Below are 24,668 nucleotides of genomic sequence, written 5' to 3' on the forward strand. Positions count from 1 at the left end.
CCTCGTCAATCGTGGCTGTCCAGCGGTCGCGGCGCGGGCGGCCCGGGTCAGGTCAGGCCGAGATCTTTCAGGCGGCGGATCTCGCTGCCCTGCTCGACCGCCGTCTCGTTGGCCATTTCGGACAGTCGCTGATCCGCCCCGCTGCGCAGCAGGTCCCCGGCCATCTGCTGGGCGCCGCGGTGGTGGGCGATCATCATGACGACGAAGCGGCGGTCGAAGTCCGCGCCCCGGGCCGCGGTCAGTGCGCCGATCGCGGCCGGCGTCTGCATCCCGGGCATGTCACCGTGGTCGTGGCCGGGGTCGCTCTCCGGCTGCCCGCGGTCCTTCAGCCAGGCGCGCAGCACCCCGATCTCGGGACCCTGGGCGGCGCTGATACGGGCGGCGAGCGCGCGCAGCCGGGTGCTGCCGGCCCGGTCCGCGGCCAGCCCGGCCATCTCGACCGCCTGCGCGTGGTGCGCGATCATCATCTGCGCGTACGCCACGTCGAGCGAGTTGTACGCCGATCCGTCCGGCGCCCGCACCCGATCGGAGTCGGACACCTGCGCGGACTCTCCGGGCCGCCCGGGCAGCACCACCCGAACCGGTGGGGCCGACGCCGTCGCGGTCGTCGGCCGCTCCTGCGGGGCCCGGACCAGCAGCACGACGACCACCGCGCCGAGCAGCGCCGCGCCCGCCGCGGCCCAGGCCCACCCTCGTTGCCGATCCATCGATTCTCTCCCGCCGCACGTCCCGCCACCCGGCTCCGGCGGCTATCGTAACGAGAGCCATCGATGCCGTCGGTGGGACGCGCACACCCACATGCGGGTCGCCGGTGGCTCGCAGCCGGAAGGAGCTCCATGAAGCATCTGGCCTCACGAGGGCTGGCCGCCATCACCGTCCTGCTCGGCCTGGTGACCGCCGCACCCGCCCGGGCCGGCACGACCACCGTGCCGGGCGTGGACGAGATCGTCAGCAGCCCGAACATCACCCAGGTCGGTCACGTCGACAACAAGACCGGCGGCCCGTTCGCCGCGGAGAACTCGTACAACACCGACTGGGCCTTCCGCGGGACGTACGCGTTCGGCGGCAACTACAACGGCTTCACCGTCTACGACATCAGCGACCCGCGCCACCCGCGGATCGCCACCCAGGTGGTCTGCCCCGGGTCGCAGAACGACCTGTCCATCCACGGCGACCTGCTGTTCCTCGCCACCGACTCGCAGCGCTCGGACGACTCGTGCAACAGCGCCCCGGTGCCGGCCAGCGCGCCGGCGGAGACCCCGCGCTGGGAGGGCATCAAGGTCTTCGACGTCAGCGACCCGCTGAACCCGCGCTACGTCGCCGCCGTCAAGACCGACTGCGGCTCGCACACCGAGACGCTGGTGCCCGGCCGCGGCCGGGACCGGTCGGTCTACCTGTACGTCTCGTCGTACAACCTGTCGCGCGCCAGCGTGCCCAACTGCGCGCTGCCGCACGACAAGATCTCCATCGTGAAGGTGCCGCTGCGTGACCCCGCGGCCGCGGCCGTGGTGGCGACCCCGGTGCTGTTCCCGGACGGTGGCTTCGAGGGCGACGAGGACAGCTCGGCGACCACCGGGTGCCACGACATCACGGCGTACCCGCAGCGGGGCATCGCGGCGGGCGCGTGCATGGGCGACGGCGTGCTGTTCGACATCCGCAATCCGGTGGCGCCCACGGTGATCACCACGGTCCGGGACACCGAGAACTTCGCGTTCTGGCACTCCGCCACGTTCAACAACAACGGCACCAAGGTCGTCTTCACCGACGAGCTGGGCGGTGGCGGGGGCGCGACGTGCAACCCGACCGTCGGCCCGGAACGCGGCGCGGACGCGATCTACGACATCGTCGGCAAGGGCAAGCGGCTCACGCTGGAGTTCCGCAGCTACTTCAAGATCCCGCGGGAGAACGCCGCCACCGAGAACTGCGTGGCGCACAACGGTTCGCTGATCCCGGTGCCCGGACGCGACATCATGGTGCAGGCCTGGTACCAGGGCGGCATCTCGGTCTGGGACTTCACCGACTCGCGCAAGCCGGTGGAGATCGCGTACTGGGAGCGCGGGCCGCTGAGCATCGAGCGCCCGGCCTTCGGCGGCTCCTGGTCGGCGTACTGGTACAACGGCCACATCTACTCCAGTGACATCCAGAAGGGCCTGGACGTGCTGAAGGTCGACGACCGCCGGCTGCGCGGCGCGGCGCACTTCCGCGCCCGGCAGTTCAACGCGCAGACCCAGGACGACTACCGCACCTGGTGAGGCATGGAGTGAGGCCGGCCCGCCGGGCCGGCCTCACTCCGCGAAGGCCGCCTGCGACCACGCCCACAGCGCCCACCACCAGCGCACCGTCTCCAGCACGGTGAGCTGCTCGCCGGCCGCCCCGAAACCGGTCAGCTCGTGCAGCCGCCGCAGTCGGTAACGGACCGTGTTCGGATGCAGATGCAGCGACCCGGCGGTCAGGTCCAGCCGCTGCCCCCGGTCCAGGTAGGCCAGCGCGGTCCCGGCCAGATCCCGGTGGAAGTCGTCGGCCGGGTCCAGCGCGCCCAGCAGCTCGTCGCGCAGGAAACCGGCCAGCATCGGCTGCCCGGCCAGCGCGGTCTCCCCGGCCAGACCGGTCACCCCGTGCGGCCCGGTCATCCCGCGGACGCGAGCCGCGTGCAGCGCGGCGAGGGCGAGACGGTGCGCGGCGGCCGCGCCGGTCAACGGTACCGGCGGAGTGCTCACGACCAGCGCCGGCGGCGTCCCCCCGGCACACCCCGGCAGCCGTGGCGTCAGGCCGCTCAGCCGCCCGCCGACCGGCGCCAGCACGCCGCCGCAGCGCGCGAACGCCTGCTCCAGCTCGCGCACCCGCGCCGGATCCGTGGCATCCGACACCACGCAGTGGTACCGCCCCTCGACGGTCAGCCCGAACCGGCCCAGGTCGCCACCGGGGTCCGTCCCGTCGGCGCGGTCCGGGCCGAGCAGCAGGTGCCGTAGCACCCGCATCCGGGCCGCCCGCCGGTCGGTGTCCAGTTGCCGCTGCGCGGTCCGGTATCCGTCCAGCACGTGCCGTTCCAGGGCGTTGCCGTACCGGTCCAGGCGCAGCAGGCCCTGCAGCAGCACGTGGTCCGGCAGCCCGGCGGCCCGGCCCCGGGCGATGGCGATCTCCAGGATCCGGCTGCGCCCGCCGTGCACCCCGGACAGCAGCGCCCCGACCGGCACGCCGAGTGCCGCGCCCTCCGCCCCGAACCGCACCGCGTCGGCGAAGTCCTCGTCATCGGGCTCGCCGGCGCGCAGGAACGCCGTGCAGCCGGCGGTGATCAGGGCGGCCACGTGCCGGCGGCTCTCGGCCGGCGGCAGCCGGGCCGCCTCCGGCGACTGCGCCCGTGCCGAGGCGACCACGTCGTCCACCAGCCGGGGATCGGCGACCAGGGCGTGAACCAGGGTGGTGAGCGCGTTCGCAGTCATCCGTCGCCCATCGAGACGATTGTTCTCCCACGGTTACCGCAACGTAACAGTTATCGACATCGATGGAAACGCCTCCACCGCGACGCTGACGGCGCCGCCGCCGGGTCAGCGCAGCGAGGTCTGGTGGGCCTTGCGGTCGTGCTTGCGCCGGTACATCTCGGCGTCCGCCTCGCGCAGCAGCCGGTCGCCCTCGCCCGGGCGGCCCGAGGCCACCCCGACGCTGGCGCCCACGGTCAGCCAGCGGTTGTTGACCAGCATGGGCTCGGCGGCCACGGCGGCGATCCGGTCGGCCAGGGCCGCCGCCTCCCGCGGCCCGGTGCCGGGCAGCAGCACCGCGAACTCGTCCCCGCCCAGCCGCGCGGCCATCTCCCCGGCGCCGAGCAGCCCGCCCAGCCGCTCGGCGACGATCACCAGCACCTGGTCGCCGGCGTGGTGCCCGTGCCGGTCGTTGATCGCCTTGAACCCGTCCAGGTCGATCAGCAGCATGCTGACCGGGGCCCGATCCGGGGCGCCGGCCGCCTCGTCGATCCGGCGTTGCAGCAGCACCCGGTTGGCCAGCCCGGTCAGCGCGTCGCGGGTGGCCTGCCGCTGCAGCTCGTCGTGCAGGGCGCGGGCCTCGCTGGCGTCCCGGGCGTTGATCACCACGCCCCGCACGTGCGGGTTCCGGCTCAGGTCCGTGCTGATCAGATCCAGCCAGCGGTACGTACCGTCGGCGTGGCGCCACCGTACCTGGGCCCCCGTGCTCTGCCCCGGGTTCTCCGCCTGCCACGCCACGTGCCTCCGCACCGTGGGCATGTCGTCCGGGTGCGTGCGGTCGTGCAACGAGGTGCCGACCAGCTCCTCCGCGGGCACGCCGAGCACCCGCCGGGCGGCCGGGGTGGCGTACTCCACGGTGCCGTCGAGCCTGACCACAACGGTCAGATCCGAGGTGTTCTGCACCAGCGCCCGGAACCACTCCCGTTGCCGGTCGAGCTCGGTGAGCAGCTGCTCGTTGTCGCGGACCGCGGAAAGCTGGCGGCTGAGCACGAGCGCCGTGATGGCCACCGCGCCGATCGCCACCCCCCAGGTACGCAGATCCGGCCCGCCGTCGCGGAGCGCGTTCACCACCAGCAGCTGGACGGCGATCACCGCCAGGTACGGCAGCACGCTGGGCCGCTGCCGCAGCGCCCGGCCCCGGGCCGGATCGACCGGCCGGGTCTGCAGCAGCTGCAACCGGAACGAGGCCGCCATGACCACGCACGGAATCAGCTGGGCCAGATACATCACGCCCGGCGGCCGGTCCCCGCTGGTCAGCACGCTGGCCACCGACGCGCTGAGCGCGGTGCTCGCGACGCCGAGGCTGCCCAGCACCCCGGCCGCCCGGCTGAACGGCGCGGTGCCGCTGAGGACCAGTTTGAGTACGCCGAACGCGATGAGCAGCATCACCACCGCGGTCGCCGCGGCGGCCCACCGGTCGATCGCCTGCCGGCCGCGCAGCTCGTCGGCCAGCAGGAAGTACCACAGGAAGACCGCGACGGCGGTCAGCACGGTGCCGGCGTCGAGCCAGAGCCGCAGCCGCTGCCGGCCCTCGCCGCCGAGCGGGTGCCGCAGGGTGGCCACCAGCACGATGATCATGCCGGTCACCACGAACCCGGTCTGCACGACGCTGACCTGGTCGCCGGCTCCGGCGTACGTCAGAAGGGTCTGATAGGTGTCGCCCACCGCGGAGGCGCAGCAGGCGGCGACCACCGCGCCCCAGAACCGGCGGCCGATCGCCGGGACGTCCGGATGGCGGGCCAACCGCCAGGCGAACCAGACGTCGAGCCCGTCCAGCACGGTCTGCACGGTCCAGGACGCGGCGCCACCACCGAAGCCGCCGAGGAACAGCGGGATCAGCAGCAGGCCGCCCAGCACGAGGGCGAGCAGCACGGGGTCCACGGCGCCCGCTCTATTGCGCATGCTCGCTCCCGTCCTGGACGTGCGTCGGTCCGAACCAATCCATCGGCCCGGAGCCCGGGGACGTGAGCGAACCGCCGCCGTGATCGGCGCCGGCGGGCGTGCCGACTCCACCTGCGGGTGAACCCGCTCGCCGGGCGCGCCGCGTCCGCGGGCCGGCCGGCGTCGAGGGGGTTACCTTGACGGACATGACTCCGACCGCGCGCCGTACCCCGGTGCCGCGGTCGCTGCCCGCGCTGCTGGCGCTGTTGCTGACCCTCTTCGCGGCGCCCGTGGGCGCGGCCGGCCACCCGGTCGACGTCTCCTCCGCGGTCGCCCAGCACATCGGCGCATCGGTCGCCGCCGCCACTGGGGCCCGCGCCGCTTCGGCGCAGCCGGCCGCTCCGTTCGTCCTCGCCGCATCGGCCGAGGTCATCGCTCCGCCCGCTGAGCCGGTCGCCGGCCGGCCGGTCACCGACCGCACGCGGGTCCGGCCCGCGCAGCGCTCGGCGCGCGTCGCGGGCTCGCGCGCACCGCCCCGCACCGCCGCCTGAACCCGGAGGGCGCCCGCCCCGGCGGTCGTTCCCCGGTCGCGTGCACGTGCCCGGCCAGCGGAGACCCCCGACGAGCGGAACGGAAAGTCCGATGAACATGCTTGCCGAAATGCTGCTGCAGGAGCCGGCCCCGGTGGCGATCTGGGCGGCCCTGTGCCTGGCCACCATCCCGGCGATGACGGTCCTCGCCAGCCCGGCGGGAGTGCGCAACCCGGGGCGGGCGCTGCTCGACGCGTGGGCGTTCCTGATCGGCCACCCGGCCCACCGCCCGGCGCCGGTCGAGATCGCTGCGGCCGACCACCACACGACCGACGGGCACGTCCTGGACGCCTTCTTCGCGCGTGCGGCGTTCGCCGCCCGGGTCCCGGCCGACCCCGCTGTCACGTACGCCGCTCCGGCTTGCGCAGCCGCCGGTCCGGTCGGCCCGCCCGCCGTCGCCGCACGCACGGCCCTCGCCCGCGGCGCCACCCGGGTGATCTCCGCGGAGGCCGGGGCGGATGTCTCCGCGTTGCCGGGTCCCGGGCGGGGTGCGGCGGCGCACGGTGCGTACCGGGACGGCGCCGTGGCGGCCCGCCGGTCGCCTCTCGGCCGACTCCGGCGGCGGGCCGCGGCGCGGCGCGCGGAGCGCTCGCTGCGTGCGGCCGCGGCGGTCCGGGCGGTCCGTCACGCGGACGAGGTGCGGGCGGCGGCGGTCCGGGCGGGGTACGCCGCGGATCGCTGGCAGGACCACTGGGAGGCGGCCGCGGAGCGCGTCGACGCGGCGTTCCGGGTCTGGCAGGAAGCCGATTCGCGGGTACGGCGCAGCCGGGAGGCGGCGGCTTTCGGCACGCCGGCCACCGAGCAGACCCCGGCCGAGTACGCCGATCGGGAGCGCCACCTGCATCTCGTGGTCCGTGCCGCGGCCGACCGCGGGGAGCTGCCGACCAGCGCGGTCGCCGATGCCCTGACCGGCCGGGGCGGCTGGGACGCCCGGCTGCACCCGGTGGACCAGGAGCTGGTCGTCCAGCGGGCGGCAGCCGCCCACCTGGCGGCGGTCTGGCGGCGCGCCCGGGAGGCCGAGGAGAGCGCCTGGCGGGACGCGCAGCGGGCCCGCCGCAACTGGCAGAGCCTCTGCCAGGAGGCCATCGTCGCAGCCGCGCACGCCCGCGCGCTCCGGCATCTGCTTCCGGCCGGGCCGGCCACCGTCGCGCCGCCCGGCCCGGCGGAGCCGGCGGTGAGCGGCGTCGTGGCGGGGGACCGGCCGCGGGCGGAACCCGTCGTCCCACCGGCGGCCGTGGGGCCGTTGAGGCCGCGTCCGGCCGGGGGACCTCCGGCCGGACGCGGGCCCGGCCGCCTAGGGCTTGGTCAGCAGGCAGCCGGCCTTGTTCAGGTCGATGGTGCGGGTGCCGGTCAGGCAGGTGGTGAACCAGTACGTCTGCTCGCCGTAGCTCTGCCCCTGGTACGCCCGCGTGGTGCCGTCCGCGGCGACCTCGCACGGGTTGTTGAGGGTGCACATCTCGCCGTCGTCGTTGCCGGTGTTGTTGATGCCGACGATCTGGTTGCTGGTGGCGTCGACGATCGGGGAGCCGGACGTGCCGTGGATGGTGTCGCAGGCGGCGTCGTAGCGGATCGAGTCGCGCCAGGTCCACTCGTCCTCGCGGAGCGTGCCGACGAAGCTGTCGATCTTGCAGGTCCAGATCCGCTTCCAGTAGCTGGACGGGATGGTGATGCTGGCGCCGGCGCTCGGGTGGCTGGCCGAGATGGTCAGCGCGGTGGCGCCGTAGCGGCTGGAGATGGTGGCGTAGGTGCTGGTCAGCCGGTAGAGGGCGACGTCGGTGCCGGTCATCGTGGCGTACAGCACGCGGTCCGCGCGGACCGTGCCGAGCGAGCCGCCGCTGGCGTTGAGCAGGGTGCCGGAACGGCTGCTGGTGCGGTTCTGCAGCACGGTGCCGGCCGGGATCAGGCCGCCCTCGTAGCAGTGTCCGTTCGTGAGCATCATCGCCCGGTCGCTGCTGACCGAGGTGGGGTAGCGGACCAGGGCGGCGGAGCAGTTGCTCAGCGCGATGGTGGAGGCCAGGCCGGCGGCGGTGGCCGCCCGCGCGGGGGAGGGGCCGGCGAGAACGGCGGTGGTGGCCGCGACGGCGGTGGCCACCACGGCGACTGCGCGACGTAGGCGCATGCGAGGTCGTCCCTTCGGTAAGGTGACGGAGCCCATGGCCGGTGGGCGGGGATCGTCACCGATCGGCGGTGCCCGTACCCTCGCATTGGTATTCTTCTATGTCAATGGTCATGGATCGCAACTGCGAGTGACCATACAGAAAGCCGCAACACCCGGATGGGTGTTGCGGCTTTCTTCAGATCGTGCACCGCGGAAGTTCAGTACAGGTCTTCCATCGGTGCGAACCTATCGGTAGGCTCACGAAGCGATATCGAACTCGCCGTCCTTGGCAGAGTCCACGAAGGCGGTCCACTCCGCCGGCGTGAACATGAGAGCTGGCCCCGTCTGGTTCTTGCTGTCACGGACGGCGATTCCCTCGTCGAGGAACGCTACCTCGACGCAGTTGTTGCCACCGTTGCCGTTGCTGCGGCTGCTTTTCTTCCAGACGGCACCCTTGAGCTGGTGCGCGAGCAACTCGTGCACCTCCCTCCAGTATGAGAGTGCTTCGGGAGTCGCTAAGCGGTGAGCAGACCCTCGATCATCTTTATGGTAGTGCGATGGTCGAGCGCCTTCGTGCTCAATCGCTCGAACTCCTGCCGGTATCGGGCAACCTCAGGCGGCTGCTCCTCGTAGTAGTCTCCCGCGAGCCCTTCGAGGTAGACAACATCCGAAAGAGTGGTATCCCGGAATTCCAAAAGGGTTGCGGAGCCACCCAGGAACGGGTGTTCACCGGCGCCGAACGGCATGATTTGCAGCGAAATATTCGGCAATCTAGACGTTTCTATCAAATGGGCGAGCTGCGCTTTCATCACGTCCGGCCCGCCGATCACGCGGCGCACCACCGACTCGTCGACGATGGCGGCGAGCTCCAGCGGCCGCTCGCCGCTCAGCCGGCTCTGCCTGGTCAGCCGCAGGGACACCCGCCGGTCGATGTGCTGCGGCGGGTCGTTGGACCGACCGGTACTGATCAAAGCCCGCATGTACGCCTCGGTCTGCAGGAGTCCGGGAATGAGCACCGGTTCCCAGGACCGCATGGACGTGGCGGCCGCCTCCAGCCCGACGAAGTTGCCCGGTCGCATGATGTCCCGGTAGTCGGTCCACCAGGTGCGTTCCCGGGAGAGCCGGGCCAGCTCGACCAGGGCGTCCCGGTACTCCGGATCCTCGACCCGGTAGAGGGTCAGTAGATCTCGGACATCACGCGGGGTGACCGCGACGCGCGCCGTCTCGATCCGGGTGACCTTCGCGGAGTGCCACTCGAAATGTTTGGACACCTCCTGCTGGGTCAGCCGGGCCGCCTCGCGGCACCGTTTGAGCTCCGTGCCGAGGCGGCGGCGGCGCAGTGTCGGACCCTCGATATCGGACACCTGTGACTCCCTAATGATCCCTAGGAAGTTGATATTACGAGTCTTCCTCGCAAGTCAGATACCCCCATTCATGATCGACAATGGACGATCGGTGATCGGGGTGGTGAGCAGCGGGGCCTGAATAAGAAGTCTAGTACTTCTTGCATTGACCTTGCTGTTGGGGACATGATGCTGCGGACATCGAGTTCTGTCTTGTTTGCTACATAGGCGAAATGATCATTGGAACTGGCGTCTAAGGGGCGTGGCGCAAGTGTTGGCTGACCAGTACTACCTGATCGCACACGAGGACCGCACCGGACGGTCCAGGCTGCATCCCCGTGCGACCGGCCTCGGGTTGGCCGCAGCGCTGCTGTCCGAGCTCGTGCTGGAGGGCCGGATCGGTGTCAGCGACGGGGACCTTTTCATCATCGATCAGCGCCCGCCGCGTGACGCTCTCGCACACGACATTCTCGATCTTCTCTGCGCCCAGTCGCAGCACCGCGACGTACGCACCTGGCTCGCCTTCCTCGCGCAGGACTCGGCGCTGCGGGTGGCCGAGCGCCTGATCCGGGTGGGCGCCGTCGAGGCGGTCACCCGGCGCCGGATGCTCGGCGGCGCCCAGACGCTCTACATGCCGAACACCGCCCGCCAGCGCAACGCCGCCGCCTGGGCCTCCACCCGGATCGCCAACATGCTGGTCCGCGGGATGGAGCTGAACGCCGCCGACCGGATGCTCGTCGGCATCGTGGTCGCCACCGGACTCACCCGGCACGTCATGTACGGCTTCGAGATGTACCCGCACATCTACCACGCCCTGCCCGGCATGATCGCCTCGCTCCCCAACGATCTCCGTGAGCTCGTCGAGGCCACCGAGGCCTCGGTCGGGTCGGCGCTGACGGTGGGCCGGCGGTGAGCCGCGGACGCCATCAGCGCCGCCGCCACAACGCCGACCGCTGGGCCGGGACGATGCTGACCGACCTGCACTCGCGGCCGGCGGGGCCGGGGGACATCATCAGCCAGACCCTGGCCAGCAACCGGCTCGGCGTACCGTCGGTGGTCTTCTTCGGGGTGGCCGGCGCGGCGCCGCTCACCGTGATCATCGGCGCCATCTCGACCATCTACGCGGTCGTCGGCAACACCGCGCTCCCGCTGGTGTACGTGGTGGTCGCCGCCATCCTGTCGATCTTCACGGTCGGCTTCGTGGCGATGAGCCGGCACATCGTGAACTCCGGCGCGTTCTACTCGTACATCAGTCACGGGCTGGGCCGGGAGCTGGGCATCGCCGGGGCGCTGGTGGCCCTCGCGGCGTACTCGATGATGCAGGCCGGGCTCTTCGGCCTGTTCGGCGTGGTGTCGTCGAACGTCCTCGCCGCGGTCGGCCTGAACGCCTCCTGGGTCGCCTGTGCCCTGGTGGCCTGGGCGATCGTCGCGGTCCTCGGCATGCTGTGGGTGGACCTGAGCGGCAAGGTCCTCGGGGTCCTGCTGATCGCCGAGATCGCCGTCGTGCTGATCTACGACCTGGTGATGGTGGCCAACCCGGCCGAGGGCTCGGTCAGCGTCGCCACCCTGAACCCGAGCCAGCTGATGACCCCCGAGGTCGTCGCGATGATGGTGCTGGCCATCGGCGGGTTCACCGGTTTCGAGGCGACCGTCGTGCTCTCCGAGGAGGCCAAGGACCCGAAGAAGACGATCACCCGGGCCACCCACCTCGCGGTGCTGCTCGCCGGTCTGATGTGCGCGCTGTCCGCCTGGGCGATGTCGGTCGGCGCGGGGACGACCCGGATCGTGGCCGACGCCCGGCGGGAGGAAACCGACCTGGTCTTCACCCTGGTCAGCCCACACGTGCCGGACATCATGATCACGATGGGCTATCTGCTCTTCATGACCAGTATCTTCGCCGCCCTGCTGGCCTTCCACGCGGCGGTCTCCCGCTACCAGTTCGCGCTGGGCCGGGAGCGGATCCTGCCCAGCCGGTGGGGGTACACGCATCCGCGGACCGGCGCGCCGGTGGTCGGCTCGATCACCCAGAGCGTGCTGTCGCTCGGGGTGATCCTCGGGTACTCGGCAGCCGGCGCCGACCCGCTGGTCCAGCTCTTCGGCTACCTCACCTCGGTGGGCGGGCTCGGCGTGCTGATCCTGATGTGGGCCACGTCGGCCGCGGTCATCGCGTTCTTCCTGCGGCACCCGCACCGGGAGAACGTGTGGCGCAGCAAGGTCGCCCCGATCGTCGCGTTCTTCCTGCTCAGCGTCATCCTGTTCGCCACCGTGGTGGGCCTTGGCGACATCCTCGGGCTGGCCGACGACTCCATCTTCAACTGGGCGTTCTCCGCGGGGTACGCGGTGCTCGCCGTGCTCGGCGCCCTCTGGGCCGCCATCGTGCGGTACTCCCGCCCGGACGTGTACGCGGCGATCGGCCGCGGTGTGGACAACCGGCTGGTCCCGGACTACCTGGAGCCGCCGATGCCGCACTCGCACGCGATGGCCCTGCAGAGCCACTATCCGACCTCGACCAATTAGGGAAGCCCGATGACGTACGCCATCCAGGAACTCGTGATCCGGCACGTGTCGCCGTTCGACACCGAGGAGATCACCGACCTCGTGGCCGAGGCGATGTGGGACGGCCCGGTCGCCCGCTGGCTGCACCCCGACCCGGTGATGCGCCGGCGCACCTCGCCCCGCTACTTCGAGATCTTCGTGGAGTACGCCCTGCAGTACGGCGAGGTGTACAGCACCGCGGACGCCGACGACGGCCGGATGTGCGGGGTGGCGCTCTGGTTCCCGCTGACCTCGATGATCCCGCCGCCGATCGACTACGAGCGCCGGATCAAGGAGGTCACCGAGACCGCGTTCGACCGGGTGCAGCAGCTGGATGCGGCGCTCGACGCGCAGCACCCGCTGGAGCCCCACCACTATTTGGCGTTTCTCGCGGTACGCCCGACCCGGCAGAACGAGGGCATCGGCAGCGCGCTGCTGGATCGCCATCACGCCCGGCTGGACCGGGCCGGGCTGCCGGCCTACCTGGAGGCGAACGATCCACGTAACCGCGATCTCTACCTCCGGCACGGATACCAGGTCCGGTCCGTGATCCAGCTCCCCGACGGCCCGCCGCTGTGGGCGATGTGGAGGGCGCCCATGGCCTGAGACGTCGAAGCTAGGCGGCCGCCGGGAACTCGTAGATCCAGAACGACTGCTGGTCCATGCACTCGGCCCGCAGCGCGCCACCGGACAGTCGGCGCAGCATCAGCCGCACGACCCGGCCGAAATTGCGCTCGTCGTCGTTGTAGCGGCAGTAGTCGATCGCGATCATCCCGTTCCGGTCCGAGGCGGTGCGGTGCATGGCCTCCACCAGTTCCGCGAATGCCCGGGTGTCCCGGGCGTCCGTCCCGACGGCGGCGAACCCGACGTAGTAGATCTTCCTCTGGTGGTAGAGATCCGGCCAACGGCGCTCGAAGTACTCGGGGGCGATCAGCGGTACCGCGGAGAGATCGTTGGTGAAGGTGGACAGCCCGCAGAGCCGGCCACCGTCATCGAGGCAGAGGTACTTGTCGACCCGCGGATCACGCATGACCTCGTCGAACTCCGACCGGTACATCAGGTGCCGCTGGACGGCCAGCGCCCGTAGGTCCTTGAAGGCTCCCTCGTAGAGCTCCCAGGCGGCCTTGTGCATCTCATCGTCAGGGATCTGGTCGACGATCTTGACAAGCATGGCTGCTCCCCCACGGGCCCGGTAAAGCCGCCCGTTCATCGCACTCGACTTGATCGATGATGGTTGACCAACAGAGTACGTACGGCAATCGTCCCGGGACAATGTGTTCCGGGGAATTGGGTGTGCCACTTTCCAGAAAGGAGGGTGCCGTTAGAGGAACTGTGCGCAAGTTGCGTAGTAGCAGGTGGCAAGCCGTATCGAACCCGCTCGAACCCCGCTGGAATTGGTCCCGGGAAAGGTTCAGGATTCCGCGAGTCGGCCTTTTTGCGGAATGCACCGAGTACTGGACTCCGTGCGCTGAACACGGAGTGTTCGCCTGAGTGCGACATGGCGGGTCCCTTCGACGACGGAGCGGGACCGGTGCGGCCGGGCACCGCGGGCCATCTCGGTGAGGCGTACGTCCCCCCGCCCCCGGATGGCCCGCATCCATGTCAACCGATTGACATAGTTTAGTGTCCGAACATAATCTGCCGAGGCCACGTCCTGGTGAAGGAGCGTCATGCCCGGTAGGTTGCGAAGCCTCTTAGCCCTGTTGATGGTCGGCGCCGGCCTGGCCGTCCCGACCGGCGCGCACGCCGCGCCCCGGAGCGCGACGGTCCCCGCGCACGCCGTGCCCCGGAGCGCGACGGTCCCCGCGCACACCGCGCCACCCGACGTGGCCGCGGCCGTCGCCGCCATGCAGCCCGGCTGGAACCTGGGCAACACGTTCGACGCCACCGGCGCCGACGAGACCTCCTGGGGCAACCCGCGGGTCACCCCGGAGCTGCTCGCCGGCATCCGCGCCCAGGGCTTCCGCAGCATCCGGATCCCGGTCACGTGGAGCCAGCACCTGGGCGCCGCACCCGGTCACCCGATCGATGCCGCGGCGCTGGCCCGCCTGCGGGAGGTGGTCGCCTGGGCGCTCGACGACGGCTTCCACGTGATGATCAACATCCATCACGACTCGTGGCAGTGGATCAACACGATGCCGGCCGACCACGACACCGTGCTGGCCCGGTACAACGCGATCTGGACGCAGATCGCGGCCGCCTTCCGGGACGCCTCGCCCCGGCTGCTCTTCGAGAGCGTCAACGAGCCGCAGTTCGCCGCCGGCGGGGACGACGCGGCACTGCTCGCCGAGCTGAACACGTCGTTCCACAGCATCGTGCGCGGCTCCGGCGGCGGCAACACCGAGCGCCTGCTGGTGCTGCCCACCCTGCACACGTCGGCCGACCAGGTGTACCTCGACCAGCTGGCCGGCACGATCACCGCGCTCGGCGACCGCAACGTGATCGCCACCGTGCACTACTACGGCTACTGGCCGTTCAGCGTGAACATCGCCGGCGGGTACCGCTTCGACGCGACCGCGCAGCAGGACCTGCTCGGCATGTTCCAGCGCGTGCACGACACCTTCGTCGCGCGCGGCATCCCGGTCGTCGTCGGCGAGTACGGCCTGCTCGGCTTCGACCGCAGCACCGGCACCATCGAGCAGGGCGAGAAGCTCAAGTTCTTCGAGCTGTTCGGCCACCAGGCGCGGGTCAACCGGGTCACCACGATGCTCTGGGACAACGGCCAGCACTTCGACCGTACCGGGCTGACCTGGCGTGACCCGGAGCTCTACGGGCAGATCCGGTCGAGCTGGCGGACCCGTTCCGGCACCGCGGACAGCGATCTGCTCTTCACCGCCCGCTCGGCGCCGGTCACCGCCCGCACGATCACCCTCAACCCGAACGGCACCGGTTTCGCCGGCCTGTACCTCGGCCGCGCCGCGCTGCGGCGCGGCAGCGACTACACCCTGTCCGGCGATCAGCTCACGCTCACCGCGAAGTTGCTGCGGCGTCTGCTCAAGGACCGGACGTACGGCGTGCGGAGCACCCTCTCGGTACGCTTCACGCGCGGCGTCCCGTGGCGGCTCGACGTGCTCAGCTACGACACCCCGGTGCTGACCGCCGCGACCGGCGACACCGGCTCGTTCGCCATCCCGACGGCGTTCAACGGCGACCGGCTCGCCACGATGACCGCCACATACGCCGACGGCTCCTACGCCGGCCCGCAGAACTGGACCGCCTACAAGGAGTACGACCGGACCTTCGCCCCGGACTACACGGCCGGCGTGATCAGGTTGACCTCGGACTTCTTCGCCGAGGTCACCGACGCCGCCCCGGTCACCCTGACCTTCATCTTCTGGAGCGGCGCCAGCGTCACCTACCACGTGACCCGCACCGGGACCACGGTCACCGGCGCCGCCGGCTGACCCTCGACCCCCAGCCGTGGCCGACCGTCGGGGCCGGCGGAACGCCACGGCTGGGCAGACTGCTGGATGGCGGCGGCTCTCCACGGGGGCGCCGCCATCCGGCGGTTCCGCGCGTCGGTGCGGGCGGTCGCGGGTGCGTGTGCGGGCGGTGGCGTGCGCGGGTGGTGGCGTGTGCGGGTGGTGGCGTGTGCGGGTGGTGGCGTGTGCGGGTGGTGGCGTGTGCGGGTGGTGGCGTGTGCGGGTGGTGGCGTGTGCGGGTGGTGGCGTGTGCGGGTGGTTCTGCGCGCCGGTGCGGGCGGTGGCGTGCGGGGTGCGGGCGGTGGCGTGCGTGGGTGTGGGCGGCCCCGTGGCCGTGCGGCTCAGCCGGTGGCGGCCAGGCGGAGGCCGAGGCTGACCAGGACCGCGCCGGTCAGGGCGTCCAGGGCGCGCCGGACCCGGGGGCGAGCCAGAGCGCGGCGCAGGGCGGCGACCAGGGTGGCCACCACGGTGAACCAGGCGACGGTGACCGCGACGGCGACCGAGGACAGGAGCAGGACGTCGGTGGGGTGGCCGTCCATCGGGACGAACTGTGGCAGCACGGCCATGAAGAAGACGCCGCACTTGGGGTTCAGGATGTTGCACAGGACGCCGTCGCGGAACGAGACGCCGAGGCGGGCGCGGGTGCCGCCCTCCGTGGGGATCCCGGTGGCCCCGCCGCCGCGACGGGCAGCCAGCAGGGCGCTGACGCCGAGCCAGAGAAGATAGGCCGCGCCGACGAGTCTGACGACCGTGAAGGCCACGGCGGAGGCCCGCAGAACGGCGGCGACCCCCATCGCGGCCGCCACCGACCAGACGAAGACCCCGGTCGCCACGCCCAGCCCGGCCACCACGCCGTGCCGGCGACCGGCCACCACGGACCGGCGCACCACCACCGCGAAATCCGGCCCGGGTGAAGCCGCCGCCAGCGCGATGACTCCGGCGAAAGCCGCCACCTGCCCCGCGGTCGTCATCCTGCGCCTCCTCGTCGGTCTGCCTGACTGCCTGTCTGCCCGCGACTCTGCCAGGCCCCCCGGCATCGCGGCATGCCTTTCTCCTGGCTGTGGACAACTCGTCCACAGCCACCGGCCGGCGCCCGGACAGGCGGGAGCCCCGGAGCAGGCAGCGGGACGGAGCAGGCGGCGGGGTCAGAACAAGACGGTCGGGAGTAGGCGGGGTGTCCGGAGGAGACGGCCCGGAAGCAGGCGGTTGTGTGGGTGGGTCTCAGGAGCCAGCGAACGGCCGGGCGCAGTCCGATGTCCGCAGGAGACGCGTCGGGAGCAGGGGAGGGCCGGGAGCAGGGCGGGGCCGGGAGCAGGAGGCGGTCGGGAGCACGAGACGGCCGGGAGCAGGGCAGGGTCAGGAGAAGGACAGGGCGGCGAGGGTGATGCCGGGCCGGTCGAACACCACGAAGACGTCATGGACCCCGCCGACCGGGGCGATCCGGGCGTGTGTCGGCAGGACCGCGCGACCGGGGGCGGCCGGGGCCGCAAGCGTCGCCAGGACCGGCCCGGTGACCGGGTCGCCCAGGCGTACGGTGAGCGCGCCGCCGTCGCCGGAGGAGGCTGCGGTGGCCGAGATCTGTTGCAGGCCGCCGTCGAGATCCACGCCGTCGAAGACCGCCCAGGCGCCGGGTGTGACGCTGTGCAGGGCCTCGCCCGGGTCGGTATCGATCGCGGTGGGGACGGTGCCGGCGTACGCGTCATTGTCGATCAACCGCAGCCCGCGGCGGGCCGCGCGCGGGGGGATCTGCTCGCCGCGCACGCGCAGCGTCGCGGAGAGCTTGAGGGCGAGACCGGAGCCGCCGACCGCGATGGTGTGCGCGGCCCGTTCGACCACCCAGCGGGACCGGGTGACGTCCCAGAACGCCAGGTCGGCGGCGTTCAGCGCAAACGAGACACGGGTACGCCCGCCGGGCGCGAGCCGCACCCGCCGGTAGTCGCGCAACCGGCGCAGCGGCTGCTTGACCCGGGAGTGCTGCTGGCGGGTGTAGAGCTGCACCACCTCGTCGCCGGGCCGGTCGCCGGTGTTGGTCACCTCGACGCTGACCGTGACGGCGCCGTCGGCGTCCACGGTGTCCGCGCTCAGGCGCAGGTCGGCGTACTCGAAACGGGTGTAGCTGAGCCCGTGCCCGAACGGGAACAGCGGGGTGCCGCGGTAATACAGGTAGGTCGCGTCGGTCGCGATGATGTCGTAGTCGAGCAGGTCCGGCAGCTCGCTGTCGTCGGCGTACCAGGTCTGCGTGAGCCGGCCCGCCGGCTCCGCGCCGAACAGCACGTCGGCCAGGGCCGCGCCGTGCTCCTGGCCGCCGTGCGCGGACCAGAGCACGGCCGGCAGGTGGTCCCGGGCCCAGCCGATCGCGTACGGATAGCTGCTGGTCAGCACGAGCACCGTACGCGGGTTGGCGGCTCGCACCGCCCGCAGCAGCTGGTCCTGGGTGCCGGGCAGGTCGAGGTCGCGCCGGTCGATGGTCTCCCGTCCGCAGACCATCGGGTGGTTGCCGAGCGCCAGCACCACCAGGTCGGCGTCCGCCGCGACGGAGGCGGCCGCCGTCACCCCGTCGACCAGCACGTCGACGCTGAACACGGTGGCCTCGTCGAGCCGCTCGGCGGCCGGGCGCACCACCGCGTCCGGGCCGGCCTGCAGGAACCGGGCGGTCTGCAGGTGGCGCAGCGCGACCCCGTCGCCGGCCGGGACGAACGCGAACGTCTCCTTGACCTCCCAGCCGTTCGGGCCGGGCTGGTCGTTGAGCAGCAGGCCGTCGCTGAGCCCGACGAACCGGCCGTTGGCCACGGCGCGCAGCGAGATGGTCTCCTGACCCCAGTCCAGGATGTCGAAGAGCGCCTGTTCGGGCGTACCGGAGACGGTGGCGACCCGGAGCGGGCCGCCGTCGGCGACCAGCGTGCCGGCGCCGCAGCGCAGCAGCACCCGGTCGACGCCCTCGTGGAAGACCACGTCGCCGGCGCGGGCGGTGATGCCGGCCCGCAGGGTCTTCCGGTACGGCGGGGTCCCGCTGTACCAGTCCTCGAAGACCGCGTCGCCGAGCGGCCCGATCACCGCGATCCGCCCCGGCGCGGACTCGTCCAGCGGCAGCGTGCCGTCGTTGCTGAGCAGCACGATCGAGGCGCGCGCGGCCTCCCGGGCCAGCTCCCGGTGCGCCGGGCAGTCGATCACCTCGGGCCCGGTCGCCCGGTACGGGTCCTCCTGCGGGTCGAACTCGCCGAGCCGGATGCGCACCGACAGGATGTGCCGCACCGCCGCGTCCACGTCGGACTCGGTGATCAGCCCGCGTTCCAGCGCCGAGGTGAGCCGGGCGATGGTCGGCGCGGGGTCGTCGCCGTCCTCGGTGACGCAGTCGACGCCGGCTCGCAGCGCGGCCGCGAACCCGGTCACGTGGTCGTCCGCCCAGCGCTGGTCACCGGCGATGTTGTGGACGGCCATGGCATCGCCGACGACCATCACGTCGTCCTCGGCCCAGCCGCGCAGCACCTCGTTGATCAGTGGGCTGAGGTGGGTGGGGCGTCCGTTGACCAGGTTGTAGGAGGCCATCACGGCGACCGCGGCGCCGGCCGCGATGGCCGGGCGGAACGCCGGCAGCTCGTACTCGTGCAGCACCCGGGGTGGCACGTTGCTGGAGGTCACGCAGCGGTCGGTCTCGTTGTTGTAGGCCAGGAAGTGTTTCAGGGTCGGGGCGGTGCGCAGCCACTTCGGGTGGTCGCCGCGCAGGCCCGTGGCGTACGCGGTGCTCAGCTGGCCGGTCAGCCACGGGTCCTCGGAGTAGCCCTCCTCGTTGCGGCCCCACCGCGGGTCGCGCAGCGGGTTCACCACCGGCGCCCAGACGTTGAGGCCGACCCTGGCGTCGGCGTGGTGCATGGCGCGCACCTCGGCGCCGACCGCCGCGCCGACACGGCGCAGCAGATCCGGGTCCCAGCTGCTGGCGAGGCCGATCGCCTGGGGGAAGGCGGTGGCGGTGCCGAGCCAGGCGACGCCGTGCAGGGCTTCGGTGCCGGTCCGGAAGGCGGCCATGCCGAGCGCGGGCACGGGCGCCTGGTGCTGGTGCAGCAGAGCGATCTTCTCGGCCGGGGTGAGGCGGCTGAGCAGGTCGGCCACGCGCGCGGCGAGTTTCTGCTGCGGGTCGCGAAAGACGACGCGAGAGGGGAATTCGGTCATCACAACGTGTTCCTTCGGGGCCGAGCCCGTTTGTCGAAGCGCTTCGACAAACGGACGGAAGATGCCACGCGAGTGGTTTCGCGAATGTTTCGGACGGAGTTCCATGAGGCTCGCACCCTGGTCGCAGCTAGGTCAAGGTGCAGCCGACATGTTTCGCTGTCGATGGACTAGCCGAGCGGCCGCGGGATCCGGCCCGTGTCAACCTGATCAAGGTGGGACACTGCGCCGCCCAGAGCGGCCGCATGCAGGCCGAGTCCGGAAGCGGTGATCCGGGTGCCGCGAATCGACGTGTGCCGGTTCAGCTCCGCCTCGGCGGCCGGGATCAGCCACTCGGCGAGCGTGGCGAAATGATCCCCCAACACGATCACCTCGGGGCTGAGCAGGTTCACCAGCAGGGCCATGCCCTGACCGAGGTAGCTGCCGGTGTGCCTGAGGGCGGCCAGCACGCCAGGGTCACCGGCCCGGGCGCGCACGGCCACCTGCTCCACGGCCGGGCCGAGGTCGGCCAGAGCCTCCGGATCGAAATCGGGCAGCGCGCGTCGGACCAGCGGTTCGATACCGGCGTTGTCCTGCAGGCTCGGGGTTCCGGCCGGGCCGAGCGTGAAGCGCCCGAGCTGGCCGGTGTAGCCCCGGCCGCCGCGCAGCGGCCGGCCGTCCACGATCAGGCCGGCCTCCAGGCCGGCGGCGCCGGACACGTACGCCAGGGTGGCCTCCGGGTGGCCGCCGTGCCGGTGCTCGGCGACCGCGGCCAGCGCGGCGTGGTTGGCCACCGAGACCGCCAGGTCGCCGCTCCGCAGCGAGCCGGCGACCTGCGCGCGCAGGTCGAGGCCGGACCAGCCGAGCGCGGGGGAGAGCCGGACCGTGCCGTTCTCCTCGACCAGGCCGGGCACCGCCACGGTCAGGCCGAGGACGTGCCGGCCCTGCTGCCGGACCCGGCCGGCGGCGCGCTGGGCCAGCGCGGTGATCGCGCTGGCGTTGCGCGCGGCCCGGTCGACGGCGCGGTGCCAGAGCAGCAGCTGGTCGCCGGAGTAGTCGACGGCCAGCGCGGTGAGGCGGTCCGGACCGACCTGGATGCCGATCGACGCGTACGCCGAGCCGTCCAGCGCGAGCACGGTGGCCGGCCGCCCGATCCGGTTGCCGCTCAGCCCGGTCTCGCGCAGCAGCCGGTGCCCGATCAGGTCGCCGGTGAGGCTGGAGACGGTGGCCTTGGTCAGTCCGGTGGACGCGGCGATCGCGGCCCGCGAGCTCGGGCCGTGCGTGCGCAGGTGCCGCAGCACCACCGCCAGGTTGGTGGTGCGCACGTCGGCGAAGTCGGCCGGCTGGGGTTCGGCCCGTGTGGTGGTCACGTCAAGCTCCGCTCTCGGCCGGCCGGTTCCGTGGTTCATCCTGCCGCATCACTGTCTGGGCGCGCTCCCAACTCCGTCTTGTCGGGGTGCGTCACGTCAGTTAGCTTGTCTTCGATGCACTTAGTTTAGAGCCTAGACAAACTAAAGTCATATAGGAAGGCGGGTGCGCCGTGGGCGCGTCTACTAGCAGGCGTAGTTTCCTGGGGTTGGCCGGCCTGGGCGCGGCTTCCCTGGCTCTCGGTTGCAGCAAGAAGCCCGGCTCCACCGGTTCGGCCACCAACGCCGAGCAGGCCGCCGGGGTCGTGCCGACGTTCAAGGACTCCACCCTTCTCCCGCCGGACATCAAGGGCGTGCGCCCGATGGCCGACGGCTACGTGAAATATCCGACGAGCCTGGTCGACGCGGTCACCGAGAAGGCGATCACCAGCGGCAAGCCGGTCACCGCCGTGACGCCGTGGTGGGGCCCGGCGCCGCCGGCCGACAACAGGTACGTCCAGGCGGTCGGCGCGGACATGGGCGGCACGATCACCTTCAGCGTCCAGGACGGCAACACCTACGGCGACAAGCTCAACACCATGCTCGGCGCGCGCGACGTCCCCGAGCTCACCTGCATCCCGGGTTGGGAGATCCAGAAGCTGGCGCGCTTCTCGGACGGCGTGCACGTGCTCTTCGAGGACCTGACGCCGTATCTGGCCGGGGACAAGGCGAGCGCGTACCCGCTGCTGGCCGGGCTGGACACGGCGGCCTGGAAGGATTCGGTCTGGGGCGGCAGGCTGATGGGCGTCCCGTTCCCCACCGACACGCCGTACCCGACCGCGCTCTACATCCGCCAGGACGTCGCCGAGCAGCGCGGGGTCGCCGCCCCCACGTCGCTGGACACGCTCTACGAGTTCGGCAGGACGATGACGAACCCGGACCGGGGCGAGTGGGCCTTCGGCGACATCTTCCTCGAGGTGCTGCAGATCTGCGGCGCGCCCGGATCGCAGAACGGCTGGACCAGGGGCGCCGACGGCAAGGTCGTGCACCGCTACGAGACCGACCAGTACAAGCGCGCCCTGGAGTGGATGGCCCGCGTCTACCGGGAGAAGCTGATCCACCCGGACCTGGCCAGCAGCAAGGGCGGCGACGTCACCACGCTGTTCAAGGGCGGCAAGATCTTCTCGTACGGGACCGGGCTGGGCAGCTGGAAGGAGACCCAGCGCGAGATGACCCGGCAGGGCAAGGGCTTCAACATGCAGGCCGTCAAGGTCTTCGGCGCGGACCCGGACACGCCCCCGGTGCGCTGGGCCGGTACCCCGTCGATCATGTGGACCTTCGTCAGGAAGGGGCTCGGCAAGGACCGGACCGAGGAGCTGCTGCGGGTGCTCAACCACACCGCCGCGCCGTTCGGCAGCAAGGAGTACGAGCTGCAGAACTACGGCGTCGAGGGCACCCATTTCACCCGCGACGCCAACGGCGCCCCGAAGACCAACGACGTCTTCACCAAGGAGTTCGCCAACCAGTTCATCTTCCTCGGCGGCCGGCCCGCCGTGGTGGTCAGCGACCCGGACCTGCCGCACTACGCCCAGGACGTGGTGGGCTGGGGCAACGACGCCACCAAGTACCTGGAGAAGGATCCGTGGGCGGGCATCAAGGTGGAGGTGCCCTCCGAACAGGCGGCCATCCAGCAGCCCACCGACGACAAGGTCACCGACATCCTGCGCGGCCGGCGCCCGCTGACCGACTTCGACAAGGTGGTCAAGGAGTGGCGGGCGGCCGGCGGCGACAAGGCCCGGGACTTCTACGCCAAGGTCCTGGCAGACAACGGCCGATGAGCAGCTCACCGATCGTGGAGGGGGCCGTCGAGCCGGCGGCCCCCGCCGTGCACGCCGTCCGGAAGATGTCGTTCGGGGCCCGGCTGCGCCGGGACTGGCCGCTGATCCTGATGTGCGTGCCCGCGATGCTGCTGCTGGCGGTGTTCCACTACCTGCCGGCGCTGGGCAACGTCATCGCGTTCCAGGACTACAACCCGTTCGCCGGGGACAGCCCGCTGCAGGCGTTCCTGTCCAGCGAGTGGATCGGGTTCGGCAACTTCCAGTACCTGTTCGAGACCCCGGCGTTCTGGGAGTCGGTCCGCAACACCCTCGGCATCACCGCGTTCCAGCTGGTCTTCTACTTCCCGATCCCGATCATGCTGGCGATGCTGCTCAACAGCATCCTGTCGCCGCGCATCCGGTCGTTCGTGCAGAGCGTCGTCTACCTGCCGCACTTCTTCAGCTGGGTACTGGTGGTCTCGCTGTTCCAGATGATGCTCGGCGGCGCCGGATTGGTCGCCCAGACGGCCCGTGACGCCGGCTTCACGGCGCCGGACTTCATGACCGACCCGGACACCTTCTACTTCCTGATCACCTCGCAGGCGCTGTGGAAGGACGCCGGCTGGGGCATGATCGTCTTCTTGGCCGCGCTGGCCGCGATCGACCCGAGCCTCTACGAGGCGGCCGCCGCCGACGGCGCCGGGCGCTGGCGGCGCCTGTGGCACATCACCCTGCCCGGACTGCGCCCGGTCATCGTGCTGCTGCTGATCCTGCGCCTGGGCGACGCGCTCAACGTCGGCTTCGAGCAGTTCTACCTGCAACGCGAGGCGGTCGGCCGGGATGCCGCCGAGGTGCTCGACACGTACGTCTACTACCAGGGCATCGGGGTCCAGCAGTGGGGCGTCGGCGCCGCCGCGGGGCTGTTCAAGGCCCTGGTCGGGCTGCTGCTCATCCTGGGCGCCAACAAGGTCGCCCACCGCCTCGGCGAGCAAGGGATCTACTCGAAGTCATGACCACCGCCGCTGAAAGCCTCAAGCCCCGGCGCGGGGAACTGCGCCCGGCCTGGGAGGAGAAGCCGTCCGTGCTCGGCCGGCTCGGCAAGGGCACGATCCTCACCCTGGTCGTGCTGGCCGTGCTGGTGCCGCTCTGGGTCGTGGTGGTCACCAGCCTCTCCTCGACCGAGACCATCAACCGGGCCGGCGGCTACGTCTTCCTGCCGCGTGAGTTCAACGCCTCCGCGTACGTGGTGATCTTCTCGGGTGGGCAGGTCACCGACGCCGTGCTGGTGAGCACGCTGGTCACGGTGATCGGCACGGCGCTGAGCCTGTCCGTCACCGTGCTGGCCGCCTACGGGCTGTCCCGCACCGGCAGCCTCGGTCACCGACCGATCCTCTTCTACTTCCTGCTCACCTTCCTGATCTACCCCGGCATGATCCCGAGCTACCTGGTGGTCACCGGGCTGGGCCTGAAGGACAATCTGCTGGCGCTGGTGCTGCCCGCGGCGGTGAGCGCGTTCAACCTGGTGGTGCTGCGGGCGTTCTTCATGAGCATCCCGGCCGAGCTGCTGGACAGCGCCCGCATCGACGGCGCCGGCGAGTGGCGGATCCTGCTGCGGATCGTGCTGCCGCTCTCCCGGGCGGTCACCGCGGTCGTCGGCCTGTTCTACGCGGTCGGCTACTGGAACACGTTCTTCAACGCGGTCCTCTACATCGACCGCAACGACCTGCAGCCGGTGCAGCGCGTGCTCCAGCAGTTCATCCTGGCCGGGCAGGTCCCGACGAACGCCGGCGCGGGCGCGGTGGTGCACCTGCCGGGGATCGGGTACACCGCCCCGCCGAACCTGGCCATCAAGATGGCGGTCGTGGTGGTCACCGTGGTCCCCGCGCTGATCGTCTACCCGTTCGTCCAGCGGCACTTCACCAAGGGCGTGATCGTCGGCGCGGTGAAGGGCTGACGCGGCCGGATGGCCCGGGCGTGGCGGCTGCCACGCCCGGGCCATCGCCCGGGTTCCAGCGAC

20 protein-coding genes are annotated in these 24,668 nt (G+C 71.5%); 9 read left to right on the forward strand and 11 right to left on the reverse strand.

Going from position 1 to position 24,668, the window contains the following annotated elements; genetic code table 11:
• Positions 1-47: 47 nt before the first annotated feature.
• Positions 48-707: a DUF305 domain-containing protein gene (locus ACTEI_RS05205; RefSeq protein ID WP_122976606.1), complete on the reverse strand. Its 660-nt coding sequence runs from the start codon at positions 705-707 to the stop codon at positions 48-50.
• A 129-nt stretch (positions 708-836) separates the two neighbouring features.
• On the opposite strand from ACTEI_RS05205, the gene ACTEI_RS05210 reads away from it, so the two are divergent.
• Complete coding sequence (locus tag ACTEI_RS05210; protein WP_122976607.1) at positions 837-2,252, forward strand: LVIVD repeat-containing protein; 1,416 nt, start codon at positions 837-839, stop codon at positions 2,250-2,252.
• A 33-nt stretch (positions 2,253-2,285) separates the two neighbouring features.
• On the opposite strand, the gene ACTEI_RS05215 is transcribed toward ACTEI_RS05210, so the two are convergent.
• A complete protein-coding gene (locus tag ACTEI_RS05215; RefSeq protein ID WP_122976608.1) occupies positions 2,286-3,440 on the reverse strand; it encodes an RsbRD N-terminal domain-containing protein in 1,155 nt (384 codons plus the stop codon).
• Positions 3,441-3,545: 105 nt separating this feature from the next.
• Positions 3,546-5,378 (reverse strand): sensor domain-containing diguanylate cyclase, encoded by a 1,833-nt coding sequence (locus ACTEI_RS05220; RefSeq protein ID WP_122976609.1) that lies wholly within the window; start codon positions 5,376-5,378, stop codon positions 3,546-3,548.
• Between the two features lie 185 nt (positions 5,379-5,563).
• On the opposite strand from ACTEI_RS05220, the gene ACTEI_RS05225 reads away from it, so the two are divergent.
• Positions 5,564-5,908 (forward strand): hypothetical protein, encoded by a 345-nt coding sequence (locus tag ACTEI_RS05225; RefSeq protein ID WP_122976610.1) that lies wholly within the window; start codon positions 5,564-5,566, stop codon positions 5,906-5,908.
• A 663-nt stretch (positions 5,909-6,571) separates the two neighbouring features.
• Here ACTEI_RS05225 and ACTEI_RS36750 read toward each other — a convergent pair.
• The 4 genes from ACTEI_RS36750 to ACTEI_RS05240 form a co-directional block, all read right to left on the reverse strand.
• Positions 6,572-7,033 (reverse strand): hypothetical protein, encoded by a 462-nt coding sequence (locus ACTEI_RS36750; protein WP_145831098.1) that lies wholly within the window; start codon positions 7,031-7,033, stop codon positions 6,572-6,574.
• A 208-nt stretch (positions 7,034-7,241) separates the two neighbouring features.
• Positions 7,242-8,066, reverse strand: coding sequence for a S1 family peptidase (locus tag ACTEI_RS05230; protein WP_122976611.1), 825 nt, complete (start codon positions 8,064-8,066; stop codon positions 7,242-7,244).
• Positions 8,067-8,303: 237 nt separating this feature from the next.
• Positions 8,304-8,519 carry a DUF397 domain-containing protein gene (locus tag ACTEI_RS05235; protein ID WP_122981920.1) on the reverse strand — a complete coding sequence of 72 codons (216 nt, stop codon included), beginning with the start codon at positions 8,517-8,519 and terminating at the stop codon, positions 8,304-8,306.
• Positions 8,520-8,560: 41 nt separating this feature from the next.
• Positions 8,561-9,409 carry a helix-turn-helix domain-containing protein gene (locus ACTEI_RS05240; RefSeq protein ID WP_122976612.1) on the reverse strand — a complete coding sequence of 283 codons (849 nt, stop codon included), beginning with the start codon at positions 9,407-9,409 and terminating at the stop codon, positions 8,561-8,563.
• Between the two features lie 250 nt (positions 9,410-9,659).
• Here ACTEI_RS05240 and ACTEI_RS05245 point away from each other — a divergent pair, with 250 nt between their 5' ends.
• From ACTEI_RS05245 to ACTEI_RS05255, 3 genes are read left to right on the forward strand one after another with little or no spacing between them, the layout of a single operon-like run.
• On the forward strand, positions 9,660-10,301 hold the full coding sequence (locus ACTEI_RS05245; protein WP_164465849.1) for a GOLPH3/VPS74 family protein: 642 nt from the start codon (positions 9,660-9,662) through the stop codon (positions 10,299-10,301).
• Entirely contained in the window at positions 10,298-11,905 is a 1,608-nt protein-coding gene (locus ACTEI_RS05250) for an APC family permease (protein WP_307837895.1), read from the forward strand. Before ACTEI_RS05245 ends, ACTEI_RS05250 begins: the two co-directional genes overlap by 4 nt.
• Positions 11,906-11,914: 9 nt before the next feature.
• Positions 11,915-12,529 (forward strand): GNAT family N-acetyltransferase, encoded by a 615-nt coding sequence (locus ACTEI_RS05255; RefSeq protein ID WP_122976614.1) that lies wholly within the window; start codon positions 11,915-11,917, stop codon positions 12,527-12,529.
• A gap of 10 nt (positions 12,530-12,539) precedes the next feature.
• On the opposite strand, the gene ACTEI_RS05260 is transcribed toward ACTEI_RS05255, so the two are convergent.
• Positions 12,540-13,094: a hypothetical protein gene (locus tag ACTEI_RS05260; protein ID WP_122976615.1), complete on the reverse strand. Its 555-nt coding sequence runs from the start codon at positions 13,092-13,094 to the stop codon at positions 12,540-12,542.
• A gap of 511 nt (positions 13,095-13,605) precedes the next feature.
• On the opposite strand from ACTEI_RS05260, the gene ACTEI_RS05265 reads away from it, so the two are divergent.
• Complete coding sequence (locus tag ACTEI_RS05265) at positions 13,606-15,327, forward strand: cellulase family glycosylhydrolase (protein WP_239082582.1); 1,722 nt, start codon at positions 13,606-13,608, stop codon at positions 15,325-15,327.
• Positions 15,328-15,686: 359 nt separating this feature from the next.
• Here ACTEI_RS05265 and ACTEI_RS05270 read toward each other — a convergent pair whose 3' ends face one another.
• From ACTEI_RS05270 to ACTEI_RS05280, 3 genes are all read right to left on the reverse strand, one after another.
• Positions 15,687-16,316, reverse strand: coding sequence for a LysE family translocator (locus ACTEI_RS05270; protein WP_122976617.1), 630 nt, complete (start codon positions 16,314-16,316; stop codon positions 15,687-15,689).
• Between the two features lie 385 nt (positions 16,317-16,701).
• Positions 16,702-19,512 (reverse strand): glycoside hydrolase family 3 protein, encoded by a 2,811-nt coding sequence (locus ACTEI_RS05275; protein ID WP_122976618.1) that lies wholly within the window; start codon positions 19,510-19,512, stop codon positions 16,702-16,704.
• A gap of 167 nt (positions 19,513-19,679) precedes the next feature.
• Positions 19,680-20,858, reverse strand: a complete 1,179-nt coding sequence (locus ACTEI_RS05280; RefSeq protein ID WP_239082581.1) for an ROK family protein — start codon at positions 20,856-20,858, stop codon at positions 19,680-19,682.
• 206 nt (positions 20,859-21,064) lie between these two features.
• Here ACTEI_RS05280 and ACTEI_RS05285 point away from each other — a divergent pair, with 206 nt between their 5' ends.
• From ACTEI_RS05285 to ACTEI_RS05295, 3 genes are all read left to right on the forward strand, one after another.
• Entirely contained in the window at positions 21,065-22,672 is a 1,608-nt protein-coding gene (locus tag ACTEI_RS05285) for an extracellular solute-binding protein (protein ID WP_239082580.1), read from the forward strand.
• Between the two features lie 65 nt (positions 22,673-22,737).
• The gene (locus tag ACTEI_RS05290; protein ID WP_372443287.1) at positions 22,738-23,664 is read left to right on the forward strand and encodes an ABC transporter permease; all 927 of its coding nucleotides are present in this window, start codon (positions 22,738-22,740) and stop codon (positions 23,662-23,664) included.
• Positions 23,661-24,605 (forward strand): carbohydrate ABC transporter permease, encoded by a 945-nt coding sequence (locus ACTEI_RS05295; protein WP_122976622.1) that lies wholly within the window; start codon positions 23,661-23,663, stop codon positions 24,603-24,605. The genes ACTEI_RS05290 and ACTEI_RS05295 overlap by 4 nt, the downstream gene beginning before the upstream one ends.
• Positions 24,606-24,668 lie beyond the last annotated feature (63 nt).

The sequence above is a fragment of the Actinoplanes teichomyceticus ATCC 31121 genome (genome assembly GCF_003711105.1).
GTDB classification, from domain to species: domain Bacteria; phylum Actinomycetota; class Actinomycetes; order Mycobacteriales; family Micromonosporaceae; genus Actinoplanes; species Actinoplanes teichomyceticus.

Bases quoted from the DNA above. Each gene is read 5' to 3' on its own strand.
- ACTEI_RS05295 (WP_122976622.1), top strand. From the start codon at position 23,661: ATGACCACCGCCGCTGAAAGCCTCAAGCCCCGGCGCGGGGAACTGCGC.
- ACTEI_RS05220 (WP_122976609.1), bottom strand. From the start codon at position 5,378: ATGCGCAATAGAGCGGGCGCCGTGGACCCCGTGCTGCTCGCCCTCGTG.
- ACTEI_RS05230 (WP_122976611.1), bottom strand. From the start codon at position 8,066: ATGCGCCTACGTCGCGCAGTCGCCGTGGTGGCCACCGCCGTCGCGGCC.
- ACTEI_RS05260 (WP_122976615.1), bottom strand. From the start codon at position 13,094: ATGCTTGTCAAGATCGTCGACCAGATCCCTGACGATGAGATGCACAAG.
- ACTEI_RS05215 (WP_122976608.1), bottom strand. From the start codon at position 3,440: ATGACTGCGAACGCGCTCACCACCCTGGTTCACGCCCTGGTCGCCGAT.
- ACTEI_RS05210 (WP_122976607.1), top strand. From the start codon at position 837: ATGAAGCATCTGGCCTCACGAGGGCTGGCCGCCATCACCGTCCTGCTC.
- ACTEI_RS05255 (WP_122976614.1), top strand. From the start codon at position 11,915: ATGACGTACGCCATCCAGGAACTCGTGATCCGGCACGTGTCGCCGTTC.
- ACTEI_RS05205 (WP_122976606.1), bottom strand. From the start codon at position 707: ATGGATCGGCAACGAGGGTGGGCCTGGGCCGCGGCGGGCGCGGCGCTG.
- ACTEI_RS05290 (WP_372443287.1), top strand. From the start codon at position 22,738: ATGTCGTTCGGGGCCCGGCTGCGCCGGGACTGGCCGCTGATCCTGATG.
- ACTEI_RS05225 (WP_122976610.1), top strand. From the start codon at position 5,564: ATGACTCCGACCGCGCGCCGTACCCCGGTGCCGCGGTCGCTGCCCGCG.
- ACTEI_RS05275 (WP_122976618.1), bottom strand. From the start codon at position 19,512: ATGACCGAATTCCCCTCTCGCGTCGTCTTTCGCGACCCGCAGCAGAAA.
- ACTEI_RS36750 (WP_145831098.1), bottom strand. From the start codon at position 7,033: ATGGCCTCCTGGCAGAGGCTCTGCCAGTTGCGGCGGGCCCGCTGCGCG.
- ACTEI_RS05270 (WP_122976617.1), bottom strand. From the start codon at position 16,316: ATGACGACCGCGGGGCAGGTGGCGGCTTTCGCCGGAGTCATCGCGCTG.